General features: G+C 64.8%; 13 protein-coding genes. 8 read left to right on the top strand and 5 right to left on the bottom strand.

Annotated features, from left to right (window positions below; genetic code table 11):
* The first annotated feature begins 28 nt into the window (after positions 1–28).
* The 4 genes from QXZ94_RS09495 (at position 29) to QXZ94_RS09480 (ending at position 3,732) form a co-directional block, all read left to right on the top strand.
* Positions 29–1,771 (top strand): glycosyltransferase family 39 protein, encoded by a 1,743-nt coding sequence (locus tag QXZ94_RS09495; RefSeq protein ID WP_315720196.1) that lies wholly within the window; start codon positions 29–31, stop codon positions 1,769–1,771.
* Positions 1,772–2,563 (top strand): phosphatase PAP2 family protein, encoded by a 792-nt coding sequence (locus QXZ94_RS09490; RefSeq protein ID WP_315720195.1) that lies wholly within the window; start codon positions 1,772–1,774, stop codon positions 2,561–2,563.
* Positions 2,564–2,656: 93 nt separating this feature from the next.
* Entirely contained in the window at positions 2,657–3,394 is a 738-nt protein-coding gene (locus QXZ94_RS09485; RefSeq protein ID WP_315720194.1) for a glycosyltransferase family 2 protein, read from the top strand.
* On the top strand, positions 3,394–3,732 hold the full coding sequence (locus QXZ94_RS09480) for a lipid-A-disaccharide synthase N-terminal domain-containing protein (RefSeq protein ID WP_172109779.1): 339 nt from the start codon (positions 3,394–3,396) through the stop codon (positions 3,730–3,732). The genes QXZ94_RS09485 and QXZ94_RS09480 overlap by 1 nt, the downstream gene beginning before the upstream one ends.
* A 217-nt stretch (positions 3,733–3,949) precedes the next feature.
* On the opposite strand, the gene QXZ94_RS09475 is transcribed toward QXZ94_RS09480, so the two are convergent.
* Positions 3,950–5,647, bottom strand: a complete 1,698-nt coding sequence (locus QXZ94_RS09475; RefSeq protein ID WP_315720193.1) for a Na/Pi cotransporter family protein — start codon at positions 5,645–5,647, stop codon at positions 3,950–3,952.
* A 122-nt stretch (positions 5,648–5,769) separates the two neighbouring features.
* On the bottom strand, positions 5,770–6,963 hold the full coding sequence (metC, locus tag QXZ94_RS09470) for a cystathionine beta-lyase (RefSeq protein ID WP_315726172.1): 1,194 nt from the start codon (positions 6,961–6,963) through the stop codon (positions 5,770–5,772).
* 326 nt (positions 6,964–7,289) lie between these two features.
* On the opposite strand from metC, the gene QXZ94_RS09465 reads away from it, so the two are divergent.
* The 4 genes from QXZ94_RS09465 to QXZ94_RS09450 are packed head-to-tail and all read left to right on the top strand — an operon-like array spanning position 7,290 to position 11,888.
* On the top strand, positions 7,290–8,306 hold the full coding sequence (locus QXZ94_RS09465; RefSeq protein WP_315720192.1) for an amino acid ABC transporter substrate-binding protein: 1,017 nt from the start codon (positions 7,290–7,292) through the stop codon (positions 8,304–8,306).
* Positions 8,307–8,334: 28 nt separating this feature from the next.
* Positions 8,335–9,540: an amino acid ABC transporter permease gene (locus tag QXZ94_RS09460; RefSeq protein WP_315720191.1), complete on the top strand. Its 1,206-nt coding sequence runs from the start codon at positions 8,335–8,337 to the stop codon at positions 9,538–9,540.
* Between the two features lie 58 nt (positions 9,541–9,598).
* Complete coding sequence (locus QXZ94_RS09455; protein WP_315720190.1) at positions 9,599–11,119, top strand: amino acid ABC transporter permease; 1,521 nt, start codon at positions 9,599–9,601, stop codon at positions 11,117–11,119.
* A gap of 25 nt (positions 11,120–11,144) precedes the next feature.
* Positions 11,145–11,888 (top strand): amino acid ABC transporter ATP-binding protein, encoded by a 744-nt coding sequence (locus QXZ94_RS09450; RefSeq protein ID WP_172108771.1) that lies wholly within the window; start codon positions 11,145–11,147, stop codon positions 11,886–11,888.
* 81 nt (positions 11,889–11,969) lie between these two features.
* Here the strand turns inward: QXZ94_RS09450 and QXZ94_RS09445 are convergent, their stop codons facing one another.
* The 3 genes from QXZ94_RS09445 to QXZ94_RS09435 form a co-directional block, all read right to left on the bottom strand.
* Complete coding sequence (locus tag QXZ94_RS09445; RefSeq protein ID WP_315720189.1) at positions 11,970–13,004, bottom strand: cysteine synthase A; 1,035 nt, start codon at positions 13,002–13,004, stop codon at positions 11,970–11,972.
* A gap of 80 nt (positions 13,005–13,084) precedes the next feature.
* Entirely contained in the window at positions 13,085–14,317 is a 1,233-nt protein-coding gene (locus tag QXZ94_RS09440; protein WP_315720188.1) for a cyclopropane-fatty-acyl-phospholipid synthase family protein, read from the bottom strand.
* A 109-nt stretch (positions 14,318–14,426) separates the two neighbouring features.
* Positions 14,427–15,269 carry a DUF1365 domain-containing protein gene (locus QXZ94_RS09435; RefSeq protein ID WP_315720187.1) on the bottom strand — a complete coding sequence of 281 codons (843 nt, stop codon included), beginning with the start codon at positions 15,267–15,269 and terminating at the stop codon, positions 14,427–14,429.
* Positions 15,270–15,272: the final 3 nt, after the last annotated feature.

Here is a 15,272-nt window from a genome sequence, read left to right as displayed (position 1 = left end):
ATGGTGGTTTCAGCGTATTCGGAACCCCATGGTCGAGACCTATGCCCGCCCCCGTTTTGGAGAGCCGCGCGAGCCGAAGAACCTGGTGAACCCAGGCAATCGGCTGGTGCGGATGATCGATGCCGTCACCGTGAGCCACCCCAGGGCGGTCGCGTTCCTGCTCGTCTGCGGCCTGCTGCTGTTTCTGCCCGGCTTCTTCACGATCCCGCCGATCGATCGCGACGAGGCGCGCTTCGCGCAGGCGACCAAGCAGATGGTCGAGAGCGGCGACTACGTCGACATCCGCTTCCAGGACGACGTGCGCTACAAGAAGCCGGTCGGCATCTACTGGTTGCAATCGGCTGCCGTTGAGACCGCGTCCGCGATCGGGCTGCCGCGTGCGCAGCTGCGCATCTGGGTCTATCGCATTCCCTCGCTGATCGGCGCCATCGGCGCGGTGCTGTTGACGTACTGGACAGCGCTCGCCTTCGTCACGCGGCGCGGCGCCGTGTTCGCGGCGCTCCTGATGTGCTGCTCGGTGCTGCTCGGCGTCGAGGCGCGGCTCGCCAAGACCGACGCCATGCTGCTGTTCACCGTCGTGGCCGCGATGGGGGCGCTGGCGCGAGTCTATCTGTCATGGCAGCGCGGCGAGGATCCGGAGCATCCGCCGTGGGGCCCGCCGGCGATCTTCTGGACGGCTCTGGCCGGCGGCATCCTGATCAAGGGCCCACTGATCCTGATGTTCGCTGGCCTCACGATCGTTGCGCTCGCGATCATGGATCGCGGCGCGGCGTGGCTGTGGCGTCTACGGCCGGTCTGGGGGCTGATGTGGATGCTCGTGCTGGTGCTGCCCTGGTTCGTGCTGATCTTCCTGCGCGCTGGCGACACCTTCTTTGCGGACTCCGTCGGCGGCGACATGCTGAGCAAGATCGGTGCACAGGAGTCGCATGGCGCGCCGCCCGGGCTTTATCTGCTCCTCTTGTTCATCACCTTCTGGCCCGGCGCGCCGCTGGCCGCGATGGCTGCGCCCGCGGTGTGGCGGGCGCGGCGCGAGCCGGGCGCGCAGTTCCTGCTGGCCTGGCTGCTGCCGTCGTGGATCGTATTCGAGGCCGTGCTCACCAAGCTGCCGCATTACGTGCTGCCGCTGTATCCGGCGATCGCCATCCTCACCGCGGGCGCGCTGGAGCGGCGCGTGCTGTCACGCTCCTGGCTGCGGCGCGGCGCGGCCTGGTGGTTTGCAATTCCGGCCATCACCTCGGTGGTCGCGGTGATCGGTGCCATCATCGTGACGCATCAGCCGGTGTTCCTGGCATGGCCGTTCGTGGCTGCGTCGCTGATCTTCGGCCTGTTCGCATGGTGGCTCTATGACGACGGCCGTGCCGAGCGCTCCCTGCTGAATGCCGGCGTGGCGGCGATGTTCCTGGCATTCGTGGTCTACGGCGCGGTGCTGCCGGCACTGACGCCGCTGTTCCCCAGCGCCGAGATTGCGCGCGCGCTGCGCAACGTCGTCTGCGTCGGGCCCAAGGCGGCCGCTGCAGGCTTCCACGAACCGAGCCTCGTGTTCATGACGGGAACGTCGACGCAGCTGACGGACGGCTCCGGCGCCGCCGACTTCCTGAGCCAGGGCACCTGCCGTTTTGCCCTGATCGAGCAGCGCACCGAACGCGCCTTCGTGCAGCGCGCCGAAGCCATCGGGTTGCGCTACAACGTGGCCAAGCGTATCGACGGCTACAACATCTCGCAGGGCCGTCCGGTGTCGATCGCGATCTACCGTTCGGAAGGCACCGAATAGATGCTCGCCCCCGACAATCCGCCGACCTCGTCAGGCTATTTCGCCCAGCTCGCACTGGTCGGGAAATTCCTGCTCGGCCGGCTGGTGCGGCGTCCGCAGACGGCACCGGATGCGGCGAGCCGGCAGCGCCTGTGGCGCGAGCTCCTCCTGCTCGGCGCCATCGGCCTTGGCACGATCCTGGTGCTGATGGTTGCCTTCGACGCCTATGAGATCGGATTGATGCCGCCGCGCGGCACCCCGAGCCTGTGGCCGGTGCGGATCATCACCGAGTTCGGCCAGGATGACTACGTGCTGAGTCTGCTGGCGGCCGGTGTGGTCTTGACCATCCTGATCGCGCCGTTGTGGCCCGAAGCCACACGCAGCCGCCTGCTCAACTTCGCGACCCATGTGCAGTATGTCTTCTTTGCCGTGCTGACATCGCTGCTGGCCGCACAGGCGCTGAAATACATCATCGGACGCGGCCGCCCGTTCGTCGGCGGCAAGGCAAATGCCTTCAACTTCGATCCGTTCAACGGCACTCCGGCCTATTTCAGCATGCCGTCGGCGCATGCGGTGACGGCGTTTGCGCTGGCCTTCGCCATCGCCGCCGTCTGGCCGCGGCTGCGGATTGCGATGTTCATCTATGCCGTCGTGATCGCCTTCAGCCGGCTCGTTCTGCTGGCCCACCATCCGAGTGACGTCGTGGCTGGCGCCGTGGTGGGCCTCGCCTGTGCCATGCTGGTCCGCTACTGGTTCGCAGCCCGGCGGCTCGGTTTTCGCTTGGCCAAGGACGGCCAAATCGTACCGCGCTAAGGGGGTTGATAGCCGGCTCCAAGCCCCATAATAAGCCTCCGCCGCAGCGCCCGGGGCAGGAACCGGCCCGATCAAGCCATCACGAGTCTCATTTTGTCGACCGAACCCCCCGTTGCCGTCTCCATCGTCGTTCCCGTGCGCAACGAGGCCGGCAACATCACGCCTCTGATCACCGAGATCGCGGCTGCGCTCGACGGCCTGTGGCCGTACGAGATCATCTACGTCAATGACGGCTCCACCGACGACACCGCGCAGCGGCTCGCCGAGGAGATGGCGCGCCGGCCGAATCTGCGCGTCTTGCGCCATGAGAAGTCGTCGGGGCAATCGGCCGCCGTCCGCAGCGGCATCCGCGCCGCACATGGCGGCATGGTTGCGACGCTCGATGGCGACGGACAGAACAATCCGGCCTTTCTTCCCGAGCTGATCGCGGCCCTGGAAAAGGGCGGCGCGCGCGTCGGTCTCGTCGCCGGCCAGCGCGTCGGCCGCAAGGACACCGGCTTCAAGAAGCTGCAGTCGCGGATCGCCAACAAGATTCGCAACGCGGTGCTCAAGGACGGCACCCGGGACACCGGCTGCGGCCTCAAGGCGGTTCGCCGCGACGTGTTCCTGATGATGCCGTATTTCGATGGTCTGCACCGCTTTCTGCCGGCTTTGGTGCGGCGCGAGGGCTATGACATCGCCTATATCGACGTGATCGATCGTCCCCGGCATTCGGGCGTATCGAACTACGGATTCTTCGACCGGCTGTGGATCGGGATCATGGATCTCGCCGGCGTGTGGTGGCTGATCCGCCGCAAGAAGCCGACGCCGGTCGCGATCGAGGTGACATGATGCTGATTCAATTCGGGCAGGCTTTCAGCAACTATCTCTACGACATCTTCATCGCCAAGTTTGATTTCTGGCTGGTGTTCGGCCTCGCCGCGCAGCTCGCCTTTGCGGCGCGCTTCCTGGTGCAGTGGATCGCGAGCGAGCGCGCGGGCAAGAGCGTCGTGCCGCTCGCGTTCTGGTTCTTCTCGATCGGCGGCGGGCTGATGACGCTGATCTACGGCCTCGTGAAGCGCGAGCCGGTGATCATCTTCGGCCAGCTGCTGTCGAACATCATCTACGTCCGCAACGTGATGCTGATCTTCAAGAACCGCCAGCGGGAATCGCAGACGCTGAGCAATTGAGCGGGGCTGCGCCGGCTTGCCGCTGTGCCCCGGGCGCAGGCAGGGCGATCGCACGTGGAAGTCCAGAGCTATCCGGCGAACGATCCTGCCGATGAGTGACTCCGTCATGCCCGGGCCTGTCCCGGGCATCCACGTCGTGCTCAGCATGCCGGACGACGTGGATGGCCGGGACAAGCCCGGCCATGACGGAACGAATAACTCATAGCCCGCCAAGAGTTCAGCGCGGCAGCGGCTGAGCCCGCGATGCGGGCAGGGCGCTGACTGGCGTCACGCTGTCCGCCACTTCACTCCGGCGCGTCGCCACTTCGCCGGCCGCATCCAGCACCGGATAGGCGACCGAGCAGATGTGCGAGTGGATGCGCCGGAGATCGCGCAGCACGTCGAGATGCAATGAGGTGGTCTCCAGCGTTTCCGAGCGGCCCTCGCGCAGGCGCTCGAGATGCCGCTCGGTGGCGGCGAGTTCGGCATTGCGGAGCTCGGCCTTCTGGTCGAGCAATTGATGCGCCTGCTGGGCATCGCCCGACATGAAGATGCCGAACGCGATGCGCAGCGATTCCATGATCTGGCGGTGGAACGCCTGCAACTCATCGGCGCCTTCGATCGAGAACTGGAATCGGCGCTTGATCTTCTTCGTCGCGAGCTCGCTGAGGTTCTTGTCGATGATGTCGCCGATGTGCTCGAGGTTGATCGCGAAGGAGATGATCTCCATCGCGCGCTTACCCTCGCGCTCGTCCAGGCTGCCGCGGGTCAGCTTGGTGATGTAGAGCTTGATCGCCTCGTCGAGCCGATCGACGATGTTGTCCGTGCGAGAGACCTGATCGACGAGGCCGCGATCATTGGTCATCATCGCGGTCATCACGTTGCGCAACATGGTCTCGACCAGGTCGCCCATGCGCAACGCCTCGCGCGCCGCATCGGCGAGCGCCAGCGACGGGGTTTCCAGCGCGGTCTCGTCCAGATAGCGCGGCTTGGCCGGATCGATTTCCGCCGGACGGTCCGGAAACAGTCTGACGAGCAGCTTCTCCATGCCGCCGAGCAGGCCGATGAAGACCACCGCCGTCCCGAGGTTGAAGGCCATGTGGAACTGTGCGGTCAGCTTCGACAGATCCGGCTGCCAGAGCTGCAGTTGTGCGGCCAGCGGATGCAGGAAAGGCGCAATCAGCGCCACGCCGATGATGCGGTTGAGGAGATTGCCGACGGGCAGACGATAGCTCGCCGGATTGTCGCGGCGCGCCCCCTCGAACACGGGATTGACCGCGCTGCCGAGATTGGCGCCGAGCACCAGCGCCAGGGCCGCATCGGACGTGATGAAATGCGCATAGGCCAGCGACATGACCAGCAGCACGCTGGCGACGCTCGAATGCACGATCCAGGTCACGACCGCACCGAAGATGATGCACAGCGTCACGTCGGCGGTGATGGCCTGCATGAACACGCGCATGGCCGGCGCTTCCTCGGCCGGCGCCAGCGTGTCGATCAGGATGTGAAGCGAGAGCAGCATCAGGCCGAGGCCGATCGACACCCGGCCGATGTCCTTGATTCGTGACCTGGGTCCGCTGCGGAACGCCACCAGCCCGATTACGAACAGGATCGGTGCGATCGCCGCCACGTTGAAGGACAGCACCTGGACGATCAGCGTGGTGCCGATATTGGCGCCGAGCATGATGGCCAGCGCCGGGACCAGCCCGACCAGACCTTCCGCTGCGAAGGACGTGGTGATCAGCGCGGTCGCCGTGCTGCTCTGCAGCAGCGCGGTGAGGCCGAGTCCGGCGGCGAGTGCGCTGAACCGGTTTCGTAGCGCACGTGACAGCAGCAGCCGAAGATCCGGGCCAAAGGCGCGCAGGATGCCGCTGTGGACCATGTGCAGGCCCCACAGCAGCAGCGCTACGCCGCCCATCAGATCGAGCAGAACCATGATTCGCGTTCATTCCCACGTGTGTTCAGGCGAAGGCTACGCCCAATTGGTGGGGGATCAACGCCAATTTGTCGGCCACGGTTGCTCGAACCGGCGGCGCTCGGTTCCTGCAGGCGGTATGGTCAGGCCGCGTTGAACGCGGCAAAGCCGAGATCGAGATCGGCTTTGAGGTCGTCGGTATTCTCGAGGCCGATGTGCAGACGCAGCGTTGGACCGCCGGGGGACCAGGTCGTCGCGGTGCGGTAACCGGCACAGTCGAACGGGATCGCCAGGCTCTCGAAGCCGCCCCAGGAGTATCCCATGCCGAACAGGGTCAGCGAATCGAGCATGGCATCAACGGCAGCCTGCGGCTTCGGTTGCAGCACGATGCTGAACAGGCCGGAGGCGCCGGTGAAGTCGCGCTTCCAGATCGCGTGGCCGGGATGGCTCTCGAGCGCCGGGTGCAGCACCGCGATCACTTCGGGGCGCGCGGCAAGCCAGCGCGCCATCTCGAGGCCGGACCGGTGATGCTGGGCCAGGCGCACCCCGAGCGTCCGCACGCCGCGCAACGCGAGGAACACGTCGTCCGGGCCGGCGCAGACACCGAGCAGGCGGATGCCCTCGGAGATCAGAGGCCAGGCCTTCGCATTGGCCGAAATCGTGCCGAACATGATGTCGGAATGGCCGCCGATATATTTGGTGGCCGCCTGCATGCTGATGTCGACGCCCTGGTCGAGCGAGCGGTGGTACAGCGGCGTGGCCCAGGTGTTGTCGTCGATGACGAGCGCGCCATGGGCGTGGGCGACCGCCGCAATGGCCGGGATGTCCGGCATTTCGAACGACTGCGAGCCGGGCGCCTCGACAACCACCGCGCGTGTATTCGGTTTGAGCAGTTGCTCAATTCCTGAGCCGATCAATGGATCGAAATAGGTCGTCTCGACGCCGTACCGCGCCAGCATGCCGTTGCAGAAATTGCGGGTCGGGCGGTAGATGCTGTCGCAGACGAGCACGTGGTCGCCGGCCTTGAGCACCGACAACAGGGTGGTCGAAATGGCTCCCAGGCCCGACGGCGCGATGCCGACGCCGGCGCATTGCGGCCCCTCCAGCGCCATCAGCGCCTGCTGCAGCGCCTTCGTCGTCGGCGTGCCGTGACGGCCATATTGGAATTCGCCGCGGTGCGCGTGCAGGTCCTCTGCGGTCGGATACAGAACGGTCGAGCCATGAACGACCGGGGGATTCACGAATCCGTGCTGCGCCTTCGTGTCCCGTCCCGCCGTCACCAGCCGAGTCTCGACGTTTTGTCGCACCGCCGCAGCGGGGTCGTTCGATGATGCCATCAGCGTGTCTTTTCTCTTTTCGGTCTGCCGGGATAGCTGAAAATAGCTGAATTCGGGCAGGACTGCGGTGGTTAATAACAGAATGCAGAAGAGGGCCGTCAACCCCTTGACCCGGACCGCCAGTCGTTCTGTGATGCCGGCGCAATTCGATCGCTGCACGTTGAGGGGCTTGCCGCGATTTCCGCTCGATCAAGCATGCACGGCTTCGTTGTGCATGGTGGACGCCATATTGTTGGTACGGCGTTTGCAGACGCGGATTCAGGTCGGCCCATCCACGCGCTGAGATTTCATCGCTCCCCAAGGACGACTTGCGAAAGGCTGTATTTATGAAACGCGTCACTCTGGCTCTCACTCTTGCTCTCGCCCCGATGCTGGCGAGCGTCGGCGCTCAGGCCGAAACGCTCAAGACCGTCAAGGATCGCGGCATGCTCGCCTGCGGCGTCAGCCAGGGCCTCCCGGGCTTCTCGTCGCCCGACGACAAGGGCAACTGGACCGGGCTCGACGTCGACGTCTGCCGCGCCATCGCCGCGGCGATCTTCAACGATCCGACCAAGGTCAAGTTCGTTCCGCTCTCCGCCAAGGACCGCTTTACCGCGCTGCAGTCGGGTGAAGTCGACGTGCTGTCGCGCAACACCACCTGGACCCTGTCGCGCGACACCTCGCTGGGCGCCAATTTCGCCGGCGTGACCTACTATGACGGCCAGGGCTTCATGGTGAAGAAGGCCCTCAAGGTCAATTCGGCGCTCGAGCTCAACAGCGCCTCGGTCTGCGTGCAGACCGGCACCACGACCGAGCAGAACCTCGCCGACTACTTCAAGGCCAACAAGATGAAGTACGAGGTGATCGCGTTCGCCGGCGCCGACGAGACCGTGAAGGCCTATGAGTCCGGCCGCTGCGACGTGTTCACCACCGACGTCTCGGGCCTGTACGCCGAGCGCCTGAAGCTCTCCAATCCGGCCGATCACGTCGTGCTGCCCGAGGTGATCTCGAAGGAGCCGCTGGGCCCGATGGTCCGCCACGGCGACGACCAGTGGTTCGATATCGTCAAGTGGACGCTGTTCGGGCTGATCACGGCCGAGGAACTCGGCGTCACCCAGGCGAACGCCGACGAGATGGCCAAGTCCGACAAGCCCGAGTTCAAGCGCGCCTTCGGCACCGACGGCAATCTCGGCGAGCAGCTCGGCCTCACCAAGGACTGGTTCTCGCGGATCGTCAAGGCGGTCGGCAATTACGGCGAGATGTATGACCGCAACGTCGGCGCCGGCTCCAAGCTGCAGATCGCGCGCGGTCTGAACCAGCTCTGGAACAAGGGCGGCCTGCAATACGCACCGCCGATCCGCTAAGACCTGCACGATATCGGGGCTGCGGCGAATGAGTATCGAAGCGAGGCTACCGCCTCCGCAATATGGGCTTCGTCTGAAGCGCATGCTCGGGGGCAAGGCAGGATGGAACGGCATCATCCTGCAGATCCTGTTCGTCGCAGTCCTGGTGTGGGTTGGCTATGAGATCGTTGCCAACGCACGCAGCAACCTTGCAGCCCAGCGCATCACGTCGGGCTTCGGGTTCCTCAACAACACGGCCGGTTTCGACGTCAACCAGACCCTGATCGGCTATTCCGGGTCCGACACCTATAGCCGCGTGCTGATCGTCGGCGTCCTGAACACGCTGCTGGTCTCGGTCATCGGTATCGTGCTGGCGACCATCCTGGGCTTCCTGGTTGCACTCGGCCGCCTGTCGCCGAACGCGCTGCTGTCGCGTGTCTCCGGCGCCTATGTCGAACTGATCCGCAACCTGCCGCTGCTGTTCCAGATCCTGTTCTGGTACCTTGCGGTGCTGGCGGCGCTGCCCGGACCGCGCCAGAGCATCTCGCTGTTCTCGACCTTCTTCCTCAACAACCGCGGCTTCATCGTTCCGCGCCCGGTCGAGGAGCCCGGCCTGATGCCGTTCCTGATCGCGCTCGGTGTCGCGATCGTCGGCTCCATTGGTCTGCACTACTATGCGCGGCGCGAGCTGTTCGTGCGCGGCCACGCGATGCGGATCTGGCCCTATGTGATGGGGCTCTTGATCGGATTGCCGGTCGTTGCGATCGTCGTGTTCGGCGCGCCCATCGCGTTCGAAGTGCCGGCGCTCAAGGGCTTCAACTTCGCCGGCGGCTCCCGGATCATTCCCGAGCTCGTCGCGCTCACATTGGCGCTCACCATGTACACGGCCTCGTTCATCGCCGAGGTCGTGCGCGCCGGCATTCTTTCGGTCCACAAGGGACAGATGGAAGCGGGGCTCTCGCTGGGGCTGAGCCGCGGCACCGTGCTGCGCCTGATCGTCGTGCCGCAGGCGCTTCGCGTGATCCTGCCGCCGCTGACCAACCAGTATCTGAACCTGACCAAGAACTCGTCGCTCGCGGTCGCCATCGGCTATCCCGACCTCGTCTCGGTATTCGCCGGCACGACCATGAGCCAGACCGGACAGGCCATCGAGATCATCGGCATCACCATGGGCGTCTATCTGGCACTGTCGCTGATCACGAGCGCGATGATGAGCTTCTACAGCTGGCGGCTCGGCAAGAGGCTTGGTGCATGAACGCTCGGCGCATGAAGATTTGTCGCACGAAGATTTGGCGCATGACGAGAATGGGCGCATGACCGATATCACCGCTTCGACCTTCATTCGTCAGGACTTGGCCGGGGAGCGGCCGGCGCCGGTCAAGACGACGGGCTTCGTCGGTTTCGTCCGCACCCGGCTCCTGAACTCGCCGACCAATATCCTGCTCACGCTGGTGAGCGCGCTGCTGATCTGGTTCACCGTCATCCCCGCCTTGAAGTTCATGCTGGTGGATGCGGTCTGGGTCGGCAATGATCGCGATGCCTGTCTCGCGGAGAACGCCGGCCGTGCGGTCGGCGCCTGCTGGCCTTACGTCACGGCGAAGTTCGGCCAGTTCATGTACGGCTTCTATCCGGACGCCGAGCGCTGGCGGGTCAATCTGACCTACGCGCTCGCGGTGGTGCTGCTGGTCCCGCTGCTGATCCCCCGTCTGCCGGCCAAGGGCCTGAATGCGGGTCTGTTCTTTTTCGCGCTGCCGGTGGTCGCATTCTTCCTGCTGTATGGCGGCGGCCTGTCGGGCTTCGGCGTGAGCTGGACGACCAGCACGCTGCAGCTGTTCGTGGAGAGCATCGATACCGCGGGCAACGCGCTGGTCCGTGCAGGCGACAGCGTGCCGGTGGTCGGCATGCTGCTGTGGCTGCTCGGCAAGCTCGTCGTGCTGATCGGAACGCTGGCGTCGTGGGTGATCTGGCCGCTGGTGTGGGTCCGCCATGAGCTGCAGCAATCGCACCAGCCGGTGTGGAACGATCTCGCGCTCACGGCCATCGTGGTGACCGCGCTCGTATTCGTGGTCGGCGGCGGGAGCAGGGCACTGCGCAGCGTGATTGCGACGGCCGCGGCCTTCGTCGGCATCGCGATCGTCATTGCCGTCATGGGTCTTGATCGCGGCGGCCTTCCGATCGTCGACACCCGGCTGTGGGGCGGCATGCTGGTGACGCTGGTCGTCTCGGTGATCGGCATCGTCGCCTCGATGCCCATCGGAATCGCGCTGGCGCTCGGCCGGCGCTCGACGATTCCGCTGATCCGGATCTTCTCGATTGCCTTCATCGAGCTCGTGCGCGGCGTGCCGCTGATCACGGTGCTGTTCTTCGCCACCTACATGCTGCCGCTGTTCCTCCCCGGCAACGTGCGCGTCGACGGCCTGGTGCGGGCGCTGATCGGCGTCGCGCTGTTCTCCGGCGCCTACATGGCCGAGGTGATCCGCGGCGGTCTGCAGGCCATTCCACGCGGCCAGGCCGAGGCGGCGAGCGCGCTCGGCCTGTCCTGGTGGAAGACCACGAGCTTCATCGTGCTGCCGCAGGCGCTGCGCCATGTCATTCCCGGCATCGTCAACAGCTTCATCTCGCTGTTCAAGGACACCTCGCTGGTGTCGATCGTGGCGCTGTTCGACCTGCTCGGCAGCCTCAAGGCCTCGTTCGCCGATCCGGTGTGGGCGACCCCGACGACGGCCTTCACCGGCTTTGCCTTCACCGGACTGATCTACTTCGCCTTCTGCTTCGGCATGTCACGCTACTCCCTGTCGGTCGAGCGCCGCCTCAACGCGCACCGGCGCAATTGAACAGAGATCATCGAGTAACAGATCAATGGCTGCAAATTCGATCGTCAGCATTTCCGCCCTCAACAAATGGTATGGTGAGTTCCATGTCCTGCGGGACATCAACATGTCCGTCGCCAAGGGGGAGCGCATCGTGATCTGCGGGCCCTCGGGCTCGGGCAAGTCGACCTTGATCCGCTGCATCAACGCGCTGGAGGAATTCCAGGAGGGCGAGATCAATGTCGACGGCATCGATCTCGGTCCCAACCTCAAGCGGGTCGACGAGGTCCGCCGCGAGGTCGGCATGGTGTTCCAGAGCTTCAATTTGTTCCCTCATCTGACCGTGCTGGAGAACTGCACGCTGGCGCCGATCTGGGTGCGCAACATCCCGCAGAAGGAAGCCGAGGCGACCGCGATGAAGTTCCTGGAGCGGGTCAAGATCCCGCACCAGGCGCAGAAATATCCGGGACAGATGTCGGGCGGTCAGCAGCAGCGCGTCGCCATCGCCCGCGCGCTGACGATGAACCCGAAGGTCATGCTGTTCGACGAGCCGACCTCGGCGCTGGATCCCGAGATGGTCAAGGAGGTGCTCGACACCATGGTCGACCTCGCCAAGGAGGGAATGACCATGCTGGTCGTCACCCACGAGATGGGCTTCGCCCGCGAGGTCGCCAACCGCGTCGTGTTCATGGACGCCGGCCAGATCATCGAATCCAACACGCCGCAGGAGTTCTTCGCCAATCCGCAGCATGCGCGCAGCAAGCTGTTCCTGAGCCAGATCCTGCGGCATTGACGAGGGGCGAATAGCGAATGGGAAATAGCGAAGAGGGATTGCGAGCCTCGATTCGAGGAACGATCCGTTCGCTACTCGCTATCACACGAATGGCGGCTTGATCCCGCTGCGCCGCTCGAGCCAGGCCGGCACCGGCAGGTCCTTCGATCGCATGAAGGCCGGATTGTACAGTTTCGACTGATAGCGGTTGCCGGAGTCGCACAGGATGGTCACGATGGTGTGGCCCGGACCGAGATGCTTGGCCAGCTCCACCGCGCCGGCGACATTGACGCCGCTCGACCCGCCCAGGCACAGGCCCTCGTGCTGCACGAGGTCGTAGATCGTGTTGATGGCGACCTCGTCCGAGATCAGGAAGGCCGTGTCGACCTTCGCGGTCTCGATCACCGGCGTCACCCGGCCAATGCCGATGCCTTCGGTGATGGAGTCGCCCGGCGTGGATTTGACGACGCCGTTCTTGAACCATTCGTACATCGCAAAGCCGTGCGGGTCGGCGCAGGCGATCACGATATCCTTGCTCTTTTCCTTCAGATACCGGCTCGTTCCGGCGATGGTGCCGCCGGTCCCGAGCGCGCAGACGAAGCCGTCGACCTTGCCGCCGGTCTGCTCCCAGATCTCCGGACCCGTCGACTCGTAGTGAGCCTTGGCGTTGTCGAGGTTATTCCACTGGTCGGCGAACAGGACGCCATTCGGCTCGGTCTTGCGCAACTCGTCGGCGAGCCTGCGGCCGACATGCTGGTAGTTGTTGGGGTTGCTGAACGGCAACGCCGGTACCTCGACCAGCTCTGCGCCGCACAGCCGCAGCGTGTCCTTCTTTTCCTGGCTCTGCGTCTCCGGAATCACGATCAGGGTGCGATAGCCGCGTGCGCTGGCGACCACTGCGAGCCCGATGCCGGTGTTGCCGGCCGTGGCTTCCACCACGAGGCCGCCCGGCTTGAGGTCGCCGCGCTTCTCGGCCTCCAGGATCATCCACTTGCCCGCGCGGTCCTTGACCGACTGGCCGGGATTCATGAATTCGGCCTTGCCGAGAATGGTGCAGCCGGTCGCTTCCGAGGCGCGCTGGAGCTTGATCAGGGGCGTGTTGCCGATCGCCGCGACGACGTCGTTATGAATGGTCATTTTGCAGATACCGTAGGAGTTTCCTCGATCACACTTAAGAGGACCCTAGCCCGATATCCAGAGCAGCGTAAGCCGCCGCGTCAGGACCCCGACTTGGCAAAAACGACCTGCCTGACGTCGATGTTGCCGGAGAGGAAACCTGCTTCGCAATAGGACAGATAGTACTCCCACAGCCGGCGGAAGCGCTCGTCGAATCCCGCGGGCGTCAGGTCCGGCCAGGCCGCGCGGAAATTGCTTCGCCAGATCGCGAGCGTCTTGGCATAATCTTCCCCGAAGATGCGCTCGCGGATAACGGGTATTCCAAAGCGTTCGCCGAGCGACTTCAGGATCTGAGGCGTCGGCAGCATGCCGCCGGGGAACACATAGCGCTGGATGAAGTCGACCTCGCGCCGATAGTGCTGGAACAGGCTGTCCTGGATGGTGATCGCCTGGACACCCGCCAGTCCGCCCGGCAGCAGCCGGTCTCGCAGCTGCGAAAAATATTTCGGCCAGAACTGCTCGCCGACGGCCTCGATCATCTCGATCGACGCGATGCGATCGTAGCGGTCGCGTTCGTCACGATAGTCCTGCAAACGGATCTCGACCTTGTCGGCCAGCCCGGCCTCCTGGATGCGGCGCTGGGCGAAGTCGCGCTGCTGCTCGCTGATCGTCAGCCCGACGACCTTGGCGCCGTACGTCTTGGCAGCATATTCGGCAAAGCCGCCCCAGCCGCAGCCGATCTCGAGCAGCGTCTGGCCGGGCTTCAGATCGATCGCTTCGGCGAGCCGCTTGTACTTGTTGGTCTGCGCCGCAGTGAGGTCGGTCGTGTGCCCCTCGAACAGGGCCGAGGAATAGGTCATGCTGGGATCGAGCCAGCGCGAATAGAACGCGTTGCCGATGTCGTAATGGGCATAGATGTTGCGCTTCGCCTGGCGCTTGGTGTTGCGGTTGAACCAGTGCCGCACCAACTGGGCAAACCGGATCAGCGGCTTGTCCTCCAGCATCGACTGCAGCAGATGCTGGTTCACGCAGAACAGATAAAGAAACTGCGTCAGATCGGGGGTATCCCAGTCCCCGTTCAAATAGGCCTCGGCAATTCCGATATCGCCGCCGTTGATGATGCCGGAGGCGAAGCCGTAATTGGCCAGGATCATCTCCGCCGCCGGCCCCGGCTCGGCGCCGCCGAGCCGGACGATGCGGCCGTCGGGCAGCGTGACGTCGAGCGTTCCCTTGCGCAACCGCGAGCCGAAGCCGAGCGCCAGCCTGGGCAGGCGGGGCAGGTCGGCGAGCACCTCGTCGATGTTGTCAGGAGTGACGGCAATGACGTCCGGCATGGCAGGTCCATTCACGCAAACAGCTCGGCGTCCCAGTCTCCCGGACGGCGCGCGATGGACACCTGGTCGGGCTCGACTGATCGGACGAGAGCGCGCTGGCCGCTGATGGTCAGCGCCGAGATATATAAGCGTGGCTGCCGTTTCCCGCCAAGCCAGTATTGGTTCCTGGGCTTGCGGCGGGTTCGCCCCGCGGGACGAGGCGGACGCCCTTGGCCCAGAGCCGTAGCGCCTCCCAATGAATGGCGCCAAAGATCTTGAGGGTCACGAGGGGGAGGGACGCGAACGCCGCCAGCAGGGATCGCGAGGAGAGCGCACGGCGGCGGCCGAAGAAGGTGGCGGCGAGCAGGGGGCCGTCGCCACCGGTTTCGAGAATCCGCAACTTCACATTGTCGCCGGGCGGCGTGACCCGGAAATGGTAGCGCATCGCCATGTCGATGAAGGGGGAGACGTAGAATGTCTTGTCCTGCTCCTGGCGCAGTCCGGCGTCAGTGAGCTCGCCCGCCCTAACCGGCAGCACATAGGGCTTGATCTCGCCAAAAGTGTTGCGGACCTCGTAGATCATCAGCGCCAGGGTGCCGTCGCTGCGAAAACAGAAATACACCGAGAGCGGATTGAAGACGTAGCCGAGCAGCCGCGGATAGCACAGCAGCAGGACGCGGCCTCCGGCGAGATCGATGCCGTGCTCGGCGGCACAGTCCTGCGCATAGGCCAGCAGCGAGGAGCCGTCACGTCGGCCATGGTCGCGCTCGTGAAAGCTGTAGAGCGCGCGGCGGTTGACGCCGAACAGCACCGACTGCCTGTCCGCCTCGTCGAGCCGGCCGAGATCGACCAGCAGGCTCATCACGCGATACTGGAAGCGGTGCGTTGTCGGCCGCATGCGGGCATGCATGACCTCGCCGACATAGAGCGCAGCCGCTTCTCGCTGGTGCTGTGCGCTTGGGTCCGTATCCATCTC

Source organism: Bradyrhizobium sp. SZCCHNS2022, assembly GCF_032377575.1.
Classification (GTDB): Bacteria; Pseudomonadota; Alphaproteobacteria; order Rhizobiales; family Xanthobacteraceae; genus Bradyrhizobium; species Bradyrhizobium aeschynomenes.
Note: the sequence above shows the minus strand (reverse complement) of the source record. Positions and strands in the feature narration are given on the sequence as shown.